The following is a 12,606-nucleotide window of genomic DNA, read 5'->3' as shown; positions in this document are numbered from 1 at the left end:
AAATCCTCACTGCGTGGCGGAGTAATTGACCTGGAAGCCCCATGAAAATCAGATTCCTTTCTGCCAATGAGCAAAAGCTGGCGGAGGTGCGCAAAATACTCGAACCTGTCGGGGTCGAAGTTCTGCCCATCGCCCGTCGCATCGAAGAAATTCAGACTGAAAACGAACTCGACCTGGTACGCGACAAACTGACCAAAGCCTTTTCGCTGATTGGGCGACCGCTGTTTGTAGAGCATACCGGCCTCTATCTGGACGGCCTCAATGGTCTGCCCGCCGGCCTGACCCGCATCTTCTGGAACCGCCTGGACGCTGAGCGCTTTACCGCGCTGGTGCAGGGGCTCGACAGCCAGGCCGTGACGGCCAAAACGGTGCTTGGCTACTGCGATGGTCGCAAAATGTACCAGTTTTCGGGTGAACTGCGCGGCACCATCGCCGCGAAACCTGCCGGAACGCGCGGCTTTCAGTGGGACTGCGTCTTTATTCCCGAAGGCTATGAGCAGACGTTTGCTGAAATGGGCGAACTCAAGAATGAGATCTCGATGCGGCGCATCGCGCTGGATCGCTTCGCCACCTTTTTAAAAACCTCGCGGGGCATGGCATGAAACCTGAACTCAAACGCGCCTATGATTCCGGCAAACTGATTCTGTTTGCCGGTGCCGGTATTTCGCGCAATTTTGGCCTGCCCGAGTGGCATGAACTGATTGCGCATCTTGCTAATGAGCTGGGTTACGATCCAAAAATCTTTAATACCTATGGCACGCACCTGTCGCTGGCGGAATATTACAAACAGAAAAAAGGCTCGCTTGGCCCGCTGCGCAGCTGGATGGATCGCGAATGGCATCGCCCCGATATTGATGTCCGCTCTTCTGAAATTCATACCATGATTACGCAGGGTAACTTCTCGCGTATCTACACCACCAATTACGATCGCTGGCTGGAAGCGGCACATGAAGCGCACGGCGTACCCTATTACAAAGTGGCCAACGCCGCGGACCTGGTCTCTCTCACCGAAGATAAGCGTCACATCATCAAGCTGCACGGTGATTTTGATGATGACACCTCAATCGTGCTCGATGAGAGCAGCTATTTTGAACGTCTCTATTTTGATTCACCTCTGGATATCAAACTGACTCACGATGTGATGGGCAACTCGGTTCTGTTTGTCGGCTACAGCATCAGTGATTTCAATATTCGCCTGCTGTTTTATCGTCTGACCAAGATGTGGGGCCGCACCGGGCTGGCAACCGCCCGGCCAAAATCGTACCTGTTCACTAACCGGAACAACCCGGTGGCTAAAGAGGTGCTGGGGCAGTGGGGGATCGAGGTGATCGTCTCGGAAGAGGACGATCCCCGTAAGGCGCTGGCGATGTTTCTTGAAGAGCTGCTGGTGTAGTCGCCCGACCTCGCGACGGAGAATGCGTCAGGAAAAATGAAAAAAGCCTGTGCCAGGATAAGGTTAGCCCGCGCACAACCGATAAACTCTATTCTCTGCTGGCAAAGCATGACCGGCATGGTATACTGTATGTATGCACAGTACCTGAGGGCGAAAAGATGGCTGTTGAAACAAAATTTGTAGTAGTCAGAAAGGGTGAAGAGAAGATGACGTTTGCCAATAAGAAAGAGGCCGATGCCTACGACAAAATGCTCGATATGGCCGAAGCCTTCACCGACTGGCTGTTACAGCATCAACCTGCAATGGAAGAATCTCAGGCGGAAACGCTGGGCCTGCTGATTGCAGAGCAGAAAGATGCGGTTCAGCATATTCTGCGCACCAGCAAACTACCGGAAGCGGCAGCAGCCGTCTCTCAGCCAGAAGCTGTGTCAGACGATGGCATAGCTGAGCAGTCAGAAGAGCCTGCTGTAAAGAAAGTACGCGCCGTTAAAGCCGCGTAACTGCCCCAACGCCGGAAGCGAACCTTCCGGCGTTGCTGTTTCTGAATAGCGGTTTGAGCTGTTCTCCTGCTAACTATCTTTACAGATAGCCTACCTTCCACGCTTTTACCCTGCATAACGGGCTCTGACGCTCAACGGAACGATTTCACGCGTTAAAAACTTTTCGTCCGATAAATCAAAACATTGTGATCAGTGATAAAAGCGTTTAAAGCGGTGTGTTTTTAATCGCTAAATGGCAGTTAATGGACACTGCATTCCACTAAACGATTTTTCAGACGCCCTTCCTCGCATGACCATCTTCCTCCCATAACGTGGGTTTTCATTCCACTGAGCGTCATACCCCTTTTGCTGCCCGGAACCGCACCCCGGGCTTCAGTACTGGCATCGTCCAGCGGGTATCACCCATACGCAGGATGCCTGGGTGACTGAACTCAAAACGGTGGTTACTTTTTAAGTTAATCAGAGGATTTCGATCGCTGTCACGCTTTTTGCCCTGACAGATTGAGGTCACGACGAAAACTGATAGAGTGCCCGAACTGGATTGTTACTGCTTAGGCAGGCAAAACCTGACTTCTGGCCTCTGTCGGATGTCAGGTTTTTTTGTTTCTGGGGTTCCGATGAAAATCGCCAAAATTCTTAATAACAACGTGGTGATGGTTCAGGATGAGCAGGGACGCGAGCAGGTCGTGATGGGGCGTGGACTGGCCTTCCAGAAGCGTATCGGTGACAGTCTCAACGCGGCGCACATTGAGAAGGTATTCGCGCTGCAAAGTGATTTGCTGGTACGTCGGCTTGAGGAGTTGTTACACCAGATCCCTCCTGAAGTGATGACCACCTGCGACCGCATTATTGATCTTGCAACACAACGTCTGGGGAAATTGCAGGAGAGCCTGTATATCACGTTGACCGACCACTGCTACTTTGCCATTGAACGGCAAAATAAAGGCCTGGCGATTAAAAATGTGTTGCTGTGGGATATCAAACGCCTCTATCCCAAAGAGTTCGAACTGGGTCAGGAGGCCAGGGCTATCATTTTACGTCGTCTGAATGTCGAACTGGCTGAGGATGAAGCCGGGTTTATCGCGCTGCATCTGGTGACGGCGCAGCTCAATAATGAAATGCCGGAAGTGATGCATGTCACCCGGGTTATGCAGGAGATTCTGCAACTGGTGAAGTATCAATTGCAGCTGGAGTACAACGAATCGTCGCTGAGTTACCAGCGCTTTGTCACCCATCTGAAGTTTTTTGCTCAGCGGATGCTGACGCGTACCGTGGTAGACGATGATGATGTGTCGCTGCATGCAGCTGTAAAAGATAACTATCCCAAAGCCTGGAAATGTGCGGTGAAAATCGCGCAGCATCTGCAACAAAGCTATCAGCGTGAGCTGACCGCGGAAGAGATCATGTTTCTCGCCATTCATATCGAACGGGTAAGAAAAGAGGGGCAATAAGCTCCATAAACTGGATTGTTACTGCTTAACGCAGGCAAAACCTGAGCGCGGCCTCTGAAAGGAGGACGTTCTCAGGTTTTTTCATTTTTGGCTCAGTTAACTGATGTCCTCAGGCATCGGTTGTAAGGAAATCGAGATGGAATATCACACGCTGGCGCAGGATATCCTCAGCCATATCGGTGGCCGGGAGAACATCGTAAGTCTGGTTCATTGTGCCACCCGGTTGCGCTTCAAACTGAAAGACAACCATAAAGCCGATGCTGAAGGACTGAAGAAAAATCCGGGTGTCATTATGGTCGTTGAAAGCGGTGGGCAGTTTCAGGTAGTGATTGGCAACCACGTTCACGATGTCTGGCTGGCAGTATGTACTGAAGCGGGCCTGACTGACGAACCCTCTTCAGTGAAAGAAGAGGATGCGGTCGCGGGTAATCTTTTGAGTCGCCTGATCGACATTGTGTCCGGCATTTTTACCCCGTTTATTGGCGTTCTTGCCGCCTCCGGTATTCTTAAAGGTTTACTGGCGCTGGCCGTGGTCTGTGGCTGGCTTTCTGTTCAAAGTGGAACGTATAAAATCTGGTTTGCGGCAAGTGATGCCCTGTTTTTCTTCTTTCCACTGGTGCTGGGCTACACCGCGGGCAAAAAATTTGGCGGTAATCCCTTTATTACCATGGTCATTGGCGGGGCGCTGACCCATCCGACGATGATTGCAGCTTTTAATGCCAGCCAGCAATCCGTTGCCATAACGGACGCGTTTCTCGGCATTCCTGTGACCTGGTTTAATTACAGTGCGTCCGTTATCCCGATTATTCTCGCCGCGTGGGTAAGTTGCTGGCTGGAAAAGCAGAGCAGCCGGCGACTTCCGGCATCCATGAAAAACTTTTTTGCGCCACTGATCTGCCTGAGCGTCACTGTACCGCTGACCTTTCTGGTGATTGGCCCACTGGCCACGGGCTTAAGTCAGATACTGGCGAACGGCTACCAGTGGATTTATGCGCTGGCACCCTGGCTGGCTGGCGCCGCACTGGGCGCGTTGTGGCAGGTCTGTGTGATTTTTGGTTTGCACTGGGGACTGGTGCCACTGATGATCAACAATCTTGCCGTACTGGGGCATGACTCAATGCTGCCCATGCTATTGCCTGCTGTCATGGGCCAGGTGGGCGCGGCGCTGGGGGTGTTTCTGCGTAGTCGGGATGCGCGGCAGAAGATGCTGGCGGGTTCATCCGTGACAGCAGGGATCTTTGGTATCACTGAACCGGCCGTCTATGGCGTTAATCTGCCGCTGCGCCGTCCCTTTATCTTTGGCTGTGTGGCGGGCGCTATCGGCGGTGCTATTGTTGGCTTCAGTAGCACCCACGTTTATTCATTTGGCTTTGCCAACATTTTTACCATCGCCCAGATGATCCCGCCTGGCGGTGTTGATTCAACCTTATGGGGCGGTATTGCCGGGACGCTAGTGGCGTTGATACTGAGTTGCGGCATGACGCTGGTAGCGGGTATGCCCCGTAAAAGTACGCCAGACGCAGTGAGCCCGGTTATCCCAGGCGAAGATGACATTCTGTCACCGATGACAGGCACCGTACTGGCGCTTGATCAGATTCCCGATCCGACCTTCGCCAGCGGCCTGCTGGGACAGGGCGCAGCCATAATTCCTTCCGACAACAAAGTCATTGCGCCCTTCGCGGGTGAAGTTGCCTCCCTGTTTCAGACCCGACACGCCATAGGACTGCTGAGTCACAGCGGGGTTGAGCTGTTGATCCATGTGGGTATCGATACCGTCCGTCTCGGCGGCAAACCTTTCACGGCACATGTAAAAGTGGGCGACACGTTCAGTGCCGGCGATCTGCTGCTGGAGTTTGATCGTCAGGCCATTCTTGATGCCGGATATGACCTGGCAACACCGATCATTATCACTAACAGCGATGAGTATCCTGAGGTGATGACTGTAGCAGGGACCGCGGTTACTGCAGGTACGCCTTTACTCAGCGTCACTCGTCAATAAAAGGAGAACAGGATGAAAACTTTCCCGGATTCATTTTTATGGGGCGGTGCTGTTGCCGCTAATCAGGTTGAAGGCGCATGGCGTGAAGAGGGCAAAGGCCTCTCAACCTCCGACGTTCAGCCACAGGGAATCTTTGGCCCGGTATCGGAGCGCGTTGAGGGCAGCAAAAGCCTCAAAGATATCGCGATCGACTTTTACCACCGCTACCCGGACGATATCAGGCTGTTTGCAGAGATGGGGTTCAGCTGTCTGCGGGTTTCAATCGCCTGGACGCGCATATTCCCGAACGGTGACGAGCAACAGCCCAACGAGGCTGGTCTGGCCTTTTATGACCGGTTATTCGATGAGCTTGCCGCACATCACATCACTCCACTTGTTACGTTGTCACATTATGAGATGCCCTGGAACCTGGTGAAGCAATATGGTGGCTGGGGTAACCGTCAGGTGATTGGCTTCTTTGAGCATTATGCCCGCACGGTGTTTGCCCGCTACAGGAAGAAAGTCAGACTCTGGCTGACCTTTAACGAAATTAACATGTCTCTGCATGCGCCGATGACCGGCGTGGGTCTGCCGGAAACCAGCAGCAAAGGTGAGGTGTATCAGGCGATTCATCATCAACTGGTCGCCAGTGCGCTGGCGGTGAAAGCCTGCCGCGAGATTAACCCGGACGCCAGCATTGGCAATATGCTGCTTGGAGGGCTGGTCTATCCACTCAGTTGTAAGCCTGATGATGTGCTGGAAGCGCTGCAGGAGAACCGGAAATGGCAATTTTTTGGCGATGTTCAGTGCCGTGGTGTTTATCCGGGCTATATGTTGCGGTTCTTTCGTGAGAATAATATTCAGCTGGATATCACGGATGCCGATCGTCAGATACTTCAGTCGACCGTCGATTTTATCTCGTTCAGCTATTACATGTCCGGCTGCGTGACCGCCGATGAGGCGCTGAATCAGCAGATGCGGGGTAACATTCTGAGCATGGTGCCCAATCCTCATCTGCAGAGTTCTGAATGGGGCTGGCAGATTGACCCGGTGGGCCTGCGGACCTTGCTGAATATGCTGTGGGATCGTTATCAGAAGCCGCTGTTTATTGTTGAGAACGGACTGGGCGCCAAAGACATACCGGATGCAACGGGCGTCGTGCAGGATGATTATCGCATCAGCTACCTCAACGATCATCTGGTTCAGGTGCGTGAGGCCATTGACGATGGCGTGGAGGTCATGGGTTATACCAGTTGGGGGCCAATCGATCTTGTCAGCGCATCAAAAGCCGAATTGTCTAAGCGTTACGGTTTTATTTATGTTGACCGCGATGATACCGGGGAAGGTTCGCTGGCCCGCAGCCGGAAGAAAAGCTTTTACTGGTATAAAGAGGTCATTGCGACCAACGGGGCTTCACTTAAAGAATAATTCCCGCACTCAGGAGTACATCGCGGCGACTGCGATGTACTCCCGGTCAGCAGTCAAAACAGCCCGGCTCAGGGCGTCTCGCGGTTGTTAACCTGATAGCGGGTACTCCTGCCTCCGCCTTCGAGCCGGTAAAGGCAGCCTTTTTCAACCAGATCGGCCAGATGACGGGTCGCGGTTGCTTTACTCACTTTGGCGACCTTCTGATACTGGCTGGCGCTGATCCCCAGTTCGAAACCCTGCTCGCCACCATCCAGCAGCCGGTTCAGCACTTTCACCTGTTCCGGACTCAACCCCATCCCCTGATGCCGCAGCCAGAAACGCGCTTTCATCTGAGTGCGATCGATGACGTTCATCGCCTGTTGCAGACTCTCATCCAGGATATCAAGAAACCACACCAGCCAGTGGGTGATATCCAGGCCGCCTTTCTGCGTCTGCTCAAGGATGCGGTAATAACCGGCACGCTGCGTCAGAATGGCGGGTGACATGGCATACAGCCGGATACTCTGACTGTCGGCCTGCGCCAGCGCCAGATCGGTTAACGCACGCGTGATACGACCATTGCCATCATCAAAAGGGTGCAGGGTGACAAACCAGAGATGGCAGATGGCGGCGCGCAGTAACGGGTCCAGCATCACATCATGCTGACTGCTGTTGAACCACTCAATAAACTGGTTCAGTTGCGGCTCCAGCCCCTGTCGCGGCGGCGCTTCAAAATGCACCGTGGGACGATCGATGCGACCTGAGATGACCTGCATCGGCTCACTGCCGCGCAGCGTGCCGACGCTCAGGCGCTGCACCGTCCACTCATCGGCGGGGAAAAGCCAGCGGTGCCACTGACAGAGACGCTCAGGCGTCAGCGGCTGGCTGCGGTTATTGATGGCATCGAGCATCATGGCGGCCAGGCCTTCTGAACGATCAGAGACCGGATAGGGTTGCTCTTCCGTCACGCCTAACCGACGCGCCAGCGATGAGCGGACCGATTGCACATTGACCCGCTCCTCTTCAATCGCGGAAGAGGAGAGGATATTACTCAGCAGGGTATCCAGCGTCTGGGTTTCACTGTCTGAATGCAGGCTGGCACGTCCCAGCAGCAATCCGCGCTGCTGCTGCAGATGGCGCAGGCGCGGTAACAGCACGGCGTCCTGCCACTGAAAATGGGGCCAGTCCGGCTGTTGCCAGATCCAGGTAACGCTCATAATCGGCTCACGCTAAGGGTGGATGAGCCGAATAAAGGAGGTTATTCGGCTCACGGAATGAGTCGATAATAGCGAATATTTGGCTCACAGGCTAATCACGCGGAATTATGGGCAAAAAAAAGGACCCGAAGGTCCTGTTTGCTTAGCGGGAGAACTGCATAAAGGTGTCTGAATAGTAGTGAACGATCCAGGCGACATACGCCAGCCAGACAACCATCCCGACAGCTAATCCTGATTTACCGATCATTGTTCTATCTCCACTGCGATAAGGGGGCTACAGCAACTGTTGACATAAACTGACAGTAATGGCGGCCGGCAATATTGTTGCAGATCAAAAAAAGGCCGTTCATTCGCAGCGCCATAATCCCTTTGCGATCAACTTCCCGTAATCACGCGCTGTGAGACCCCCATCACGGCGGGGAAATGTCCATTAAAGTTCAAAAAAACGCCGCCGATAGATGATCTCAGGAGCACCATAACTACAAGGAGGTATTGAGCCAGGTAAATTTCAGGGGAAGCACTATGGTCAGTCAGTTAACACATAAGAAAAGAATGAGTACCCGTGCCCAGATGCTGATCATGGGTGGTTTAACGATAGTGCTGGGATTTACCGTGACTATTGGGGTTCTCAGCTGGCAATCGGGCAAAGAACAGAAAGAACTGGCCGAACAATATCTGCAGCAGATTGCGCAGAGCCGTGCCTTACAGGTGCAGCAGGAACTGAGTCATGCCCGCGACGTTGCCAGTCTTCTCGGTCAAAGTCTGATCGCGTTACCTCGCGCCGGTATTACCGATCGCAAAGCGGCTGATAAGGTGATGGAATATGCGCTGCGCGCTAATCCAGACTATCTGTCGATGTCAGTCATATTTGAAAAAAATGCATTTGATGGCCGGGATGCGGATTTTGCTTCACAGCCAGGTCAGGCACCGCAGGGCCGCTATGCCTTTTTTGTCGATCGTGACGCGTCAGGTACTTACTCGATGCATCCGCTGCTCTCCTATCTGACACCGGGTCAGGGCGATTACTATCTGATCCCGCAAAAAACACAAAAAGATACGCTCACCGAACCGTACAGTTATGCTTATAACGGCGTGCCGACCCTGCTCACCTCCGTCGCCGCCGCGATTATCGATCAGGGCACCTTAAAAGCGATTGTTACCTCTGACATTTCACTGGCATCACTGCAACAGAAAGTGAATCAGATCAAACCCTGGCAGGGCAGCGGCTATGCGCTGTTGCTTTCGGGTGCCGGGAATGTGGTCTCCTCGCCGGTTAAAGATGAAGCCGGAAAACCCTGGAAAGGCGAAAAAGATGGTTTTACGTCGAAAGTCGTACAGCATTTTGATGCTGTGCTGGGTGAAGACGCTTTGGTCACCTGGCAGCCGGTGGTGATTGGTAACAGCGACAAACCCTGGTATCTCGGCGTCGTGGCGCCGGTCAGTCAGGTGATGGCCGCCTCCACCCGACAGCTGATGTGGGCGGTGATCCTGATGGTTGTGAGCGTTCTGCTGGTCGGCGCGGTGCTGGGCATGCTGTTCAGCCGTAAAGTGCTGCGTCCGATTGGCGGCGAGCCGGTTGAAGCGGCGCATATTGCGCTGGCCGTTGCCGATGGCAAACTGGATAACCGGATCGCGGTGAAAAGCGGTGATAGCAGCAGCCTGTTCTTTGCGATTCACACCATGCAAAGTCAGCTCCGGCAGATTGTCGGGCAGATTAAAGATTCCAGTGAATCGGTACGCCAGGGAGCGGGCGAAATTGCCAGTGGCAACCTCAACCTGGCGTCCCGCACCGAACAACAGGCCGCCGCGCTGGAGCAGACCGCAGCCAGCATGGAGCAGATCAGCGCCACGATTCGGCTGAATGCCGATAACGCGCAGCAGGCGACCAGCCTGACTGAAAACGCTACCCACATCGCCAGTCGTGGTGCCTCGCTGGTGGGTGAGGTGGTGCAGACCATGGCGCAGATCGATGACAGTTCGAAAAAGATCGGCGACATTACAACCATGATCAACAGCATTGCCTTCCAGACCAATATTCTGGCGCTGAACGCGGCGGTGGAGGCTGCACGTGCCGGTGAGCAGGGACGCGGTTTTGCCGTGGTGGCTTCTGAAGTGCGTAATCTGGCCCAGCGCAGCGCGAACGCGGTGAAAGAGATCGGCGCACTGATTGAAGAGTCGAGCGTGCGGGTTGAGAGCGGCGTCCGGCTGGTGAACGATGCCGGTAAAACCATGCAGGAGATGATGCAGGCGGTGAATTCGGTGCAGGGGATTATCGGTGAGATTGTCACAGCATCAAGTGAACAGGCGCGTGGCATCAGCCAGGTAACGATTGCCGTCAATGAAATGGATGGCGTCACCCAGCAGAACGCCGCGCTGGTGCAGCAGATGTCGGCTGCCGCCAGTTCGCTGGAAGATCAGGCGCAGCAGCTGTCACAGACGGTGGAGCAGTTTCATCTGGCGTAAGGAGGCGGCTCAGGGAGCATACGCCTTACGCAAAGACGCAAAAGCGCCATCCGTGGCGGCTCAACGCGGGCCATCCCTGGCCCGCGATGCTTTGCTACAGGCGTTTGCTCCCATCGCTTAAAGCGGTTTTGCCGCCTGCATTCAGTGCTGACTTCAGATTAATCACTGCTCCGTCAGCCGCACACCGCTGCTGGCATCAAACAAGTGCATTTTATCCGGGTTAACGGTCACCGGCAGCGTGCCGCCAGGCACGGCATCGCTGCGGCCGGTCAGTTGCATATGCAGCGGGAAACCCTGCCAGTTCAGATGTAGCAGGGTCGATTCGCCGGTGATCTCAACAATGTTGACCGCCGCCGGTTGCCCGCTGGCATCAAAAATCAGATCGTGCGGACGTACGCCAAGCGTGACCGGCTGATCGGCCTGCTGCTGTGCCGCACTGTGCCAGCGACGCGGCAACGGCAGCCACTGCTCGCCACAGCAGACGCCAGGCAGCCCATCGCGTGTCTGGAAACGGGCATCCAGCAGATTCATCGGTGGTGACCCGATAAACCGCGCCACGAAGGTGTTTACCGGGCGGTCATAAATCGCCAGCGGCGCACCCTGTTGCACAATGACCCCTTCTTTCATCACCACAATCTGATCCGCCAGCGTCATCGCCTCAACCTGATCGTGGGTAACATAGACCATGGTGGTTTTGAAACGCTGATGCAGCGACTTAATCTCGGCCCGCAGCTCCATGCGTAACTGCGCATCAAGATTTGAGAGCGGCTCATCAAACAGAAACACCTGCGGATTGCGCACCATGGCGCGGCCCATCGCCACGCGCTGCCGCTGTCCCCCTGACAACGCCCGGGGATAACGCTGCAGCAGCTGATCGATGCCGAGAATGCCGGCAATGCGGGCGATTTTGCTTTTTTGCTCCTCGCGCTTCACTTTTTTCACCTGCATGTGAAACGCCAGATTCTCCGCAACGGTGAGATGCGGATAGAGCGCATAGCTCTGAAACACCATGGCGATATCCCGGTCAGCAGGATCGAGATCGTTAATCTGTTTTTTATCCAGCATGATCGCCCCGTGAGAGACGGTATCCAGACCGGCAAGCAGCCGCAGCAGGGTTGATTTGCCGCAGCCGGAGGGGCCGACCAGCACAGTGAAACTGCCATCAGGGATGGTTAAATCCAGCGGGTGCAGCACGCTCTGTTTACCGTAGCGCTTCGCCACCTGTATAAGTTCAACACTGGCCATGTTCAGCGCACCTCATTTGATAGTTGGAGTTGTTGCCAGCTGGGATAGCGGCGCGGAGAGCTGCTTATCGCCTGTGATGCCACTTCAATGCCCCAGCGCAGCGCCGTGTGCGATGGCTGGTGATAGAGCAGTGCAGTAAGAAAACCGGCATTAAAACTGTCACCGGCCCCAATGGTATCTACCACCGTCACCGGCTGGGCAGCAGCATACTGCACAGAGGCGGCAGACCAGAGACGTGCGCCCTCTGCGCCACACTTAATCACACAGCCGCCGCGACCACTAAGCCGGGCCGCCAGCTGTTTACCGCTTTGATCCAGCAGTTCTGCGCCCGATAAGCCCAGCGCTTCCACCTCGTTCAGCAGCAGCCAGTCACAGTCCGCTAACCAGTTGCCAATCTGTAAGCGAAGCCCATCGTTCCAGCCCGCAGGCGGCCAGCCGGTATCCACGGCGACACAGAAGCCACGCTGTTGCAGCGCGGCCAACAGCGCCGGGTAGTGACCATAGAGTTCCAGACAGAGAAAGGTGCCGCACAGCAGGACGATGTCGCCCGGCGTCGCCTGCGACGGCAACTGGGCCAGCACATCGTCCGCGGTCAGCACGGTAATATGGCCGTGATTGCTGAGAAAGGAGCGTTCGTTATCGGGATGGGTCACGCCTACCGTCAGCGAGGTCTCACAGGCATAGCGCGGCCAGTATGCAGCGCTATGAGGAAAGTGACTGGCGAGCCAGTGACTGAAGCCATCGTCGCCCTGATTGGCAATGGCCCGATGCGGCACCTGCATCGCCTCCAGCGCCAGCGCACAGTTACCCGCTGACCCGCCGGGACGTAACTCACTGTGCTGCAGCATCACTTCCGTGCCGCGCTGTGGCCAGTCGCTGAGCGTACTCATGATTAAATCAACATTTATATTGCCCACCACATAGAGGGTGGGCGTGAGGGTAGTGACCATAG

At 54.8% G+C, this 12,606-nt stretch carries 10 protein-coding genes and 1 pseudogene; 8 read left to right on the top strand and 3 right to left on the bottom strand.

Translation table 11 applies throughout. The features are described from left to right. Nucleotides 1–41 precede the first annotated feature (41 nt). The 7 genes and pseudogenes from EPG66_RS11325 (at nt 42) to EPG66_RS11300 (ending at nt 6,750) form a co-directional block, all read left to right on the top strand. Nucleotides 42–602 carry a non-canonical purine NTP pyrophosphatase gene (locus tag EPG66_RS11325; protein ID WP_010247077.1) on the top strand — a complete coding sequence of 187 codons (561 nt, stop codon included), beginning with the start codon at nt 42–44 and terminating at the stop codon, nt 600–602. Beyond that, complete coding sequence (locus EPG66_RS11320) at nt 599–1,393, top strand: SIR2 family protein (RefSeq protein WP_010247078.1); 795 nt, start codon at nt 599–601, stop codon at nt 1,391–1,393. The genes EPG66_RS11325 and EPG66_RS11320 overlap by 4 nt, the downstream gene beginning before the upstream one ends. A 158-nt stretch (nt 1,394–1,551) precedes the next feature. Beyond that, complete coding sequence (locus EPG66_RS11315) at nt 1,552–1,893, top strand: YebG family protein (RefSeq protein WP_069026751.1); 342 nt, start codon at nt 1,552–1,554, stop codon at nt 1,891–1,893. A gap of 355 nt (nt 1,894–2,248) precedes the next feature. Further along, nucleotides 2,249–2,347: pseudogene (locus EPG66_RS23015) on the top strand (hypothetical protein); the annotation flags it as partial. A gap of 163 nt (nt 2,348–2,510) precedes the next feature. Next, nucleotides 2,511–3,344, top strand: coding sequence for a BglG family transcription antiterminator LicT (licT, locus tag EPG66_RS11310; RefSeq protein ID WP_031590710.1), 834 nt, complete (start codon nt 2,511–2,513; stop codon nt 3,342–3,344). A 136-nt stretch (nt 3,345–3,480) separates the two neighbouring features. Beyond that, nucleotides 3,481–5,343, top strand: a complete 1,863-nt coding sequence (bglF, locus tag EPG66_RS11305; protein WP_083069685.1) for a PTS beta-glucoside transporter subunit IIABC — start codon at nt 3,481–3,483, stop codon at nt 5,341–5,343. Between the two features lie 12 nt (nt 5,344–5,355). After that, nucleotides 5,356–6,750 carry a glycoside hydrolase family 1 protein gene (locus EPG66_RS11300; RefSeq protein ID WP_182686853.1) on the top strand — a complete coding sequence of 465 codons (1,395 nt, stop codon included), beginning with the start codon at nt 5,356–5,358 and terminating at the stop codon, nt 6,748–6,750. A gap of 68 nt (nt 6,751–6,818) precedes the next feature. On the opposite strand, the gene EPG66_RS11295 is transcribed toward EPG66_RS11300, so the two are convergent. Continuing rightward, nucleotides 6,819–7,946: a Fic family protein gene (locus tag EPG66_RS11295; protein WP_064702880.1), complete on the bottom strand. Its 1,128-nt coding sequence runs from the start codon at nt 7,944–7,946 to the stop codon at nt 6,819–6,821. A gap of 522 nt (nt 7,947–8,468) precedes the next feature. Here EPG66_RS11295 and EPG66_RS11290 point away from each other — a divergent pair. Next, on the top strand, nt 8,469–10,409 hold the full coding sequence (locus EPG66_RS11290; RefSeq protein WP_182686851.1) for a methyl-accepting chemotaxis protein: 1,941 nt from the start codon (nt 8,469–8,471) through the stop codon (nt 10,407–10,409). 162 nt (nt 10,410–10,571) lie between these two features. On the opposite strand, the gene EPG66_RS11285 is transcribed toward EPG66_RS11290, so the two are convergent. Next, the gene (locus EPG66_RS11285) at nt 10,572–11,654 is read right to left on the bottom strand and encodes an ABC transporter ATP-binding protein (RefSeq protein ID WP_182686849.1); all 1,083 of its coding nucleotides are present in this window, start codon (nt 11,652–11,654) and stop codon (nt 10,572–10,574) included. A 2-nt stretch (nt 11,655–11,656) separates the two neighbouring features. Further along, nucleotides 11,657–12,604 (bottom strand): carbohydrate kinase family protein, encoded by a 948-nt coding sequence (locus tag EPG66_RS11280; RefSeq protein WP_182686847.1) that lies wholly within the window; start codon nt 12,602–12,604, stop codon nt 11,657–11,659. Nucleotides 12,605–12,606 lie beyond the last annotated feature (2 nt).

The organism is Pantoea pleuroti, from assembly GCF_014156615.1.
Taxonomy (GTDB): Bacteria; Pseudomonadota; Gammaproteobacteria; order Enterobacterales; family Enterobacteriaceae; genus Pantoea; species Pantoea agglomerans.
This window is presented reverse-complemented; position numbering and strand designations above follow the sequence as displayed.

Excerpts from the sequence above, each read along its gene's own strand:
- EPG66_RS11325 (WP_010247077.1), top strand. The coding sequence starts at position 42 with ATGAAAATCAGATTCCTTTCTGCCAATGAGCAAAAGCTGGCGGAGGTG.
- EPG66_RS11320 (WP_010247078.1), top strand. The coding sequence starts at position 599 with ATGAAACCTGAACTCAAACGCGCCTATGATTCCGGCAAACTGATTCTG.
- EPG66_RS11315 (WP_069026751.1), top strand. The coding sequence starts at position 1,552 with ATGGCTGTTGAAACAAAATTTGTAGTAGTCAGAAAGGGTGAAGAGAAG.
- licT (WP_031590710.1), top strand. The coding sequence starts at position 2,511 with ATGAAAATCGCCAAAATTCTTAATAACAACGTGGTGATGGTTCAGGAT.
- bglF (WP_083069685.1), top strand. The coding sequence starts at position 3,481 with ATGGAATATCACACGCTGGCGCAGGATATCCTCAGCCATATCGGTGGC.
- EPG66_RS11300 (WP_182686853.1), top strand. The coding sequence starts at position 5,356 with ATGAAAACTTTCCCGGATTCATTTTTATGGGGCGGTGCTGTTGCCGCT.
- EPG66_RS11295 (WP_064702880.1), bottom strand. The coding sequence starts at position 7,946 with ATGAGCGTTACCTGGATCTGGCAACAGCCGGACTGGCCCCATTTTCAG.
- EPG66_RS11290 (WP_182686851.1), top strand. The coding sequence starts at position 8,469 with ATGGTCAGTCAGTTAACACATAAGAAAAGAATGAGTACCCGTGCCCAG.
- EPG66_RS11285 (WP_182686849.1), bottom strand. The coding sequence starts at position 11,654 with ATGGCCAGTGTTGAACTTATACAGGTGGCGAAGCGCTACGGTAAACAG.
- EPG66_RS11280 (WP_182686847.1), bottom strand. The coding sequence starts at position 12,604 with ATGGTCACTACCCTCACGCCCACCCTCTATGTGGTGGGCAATATAAAT.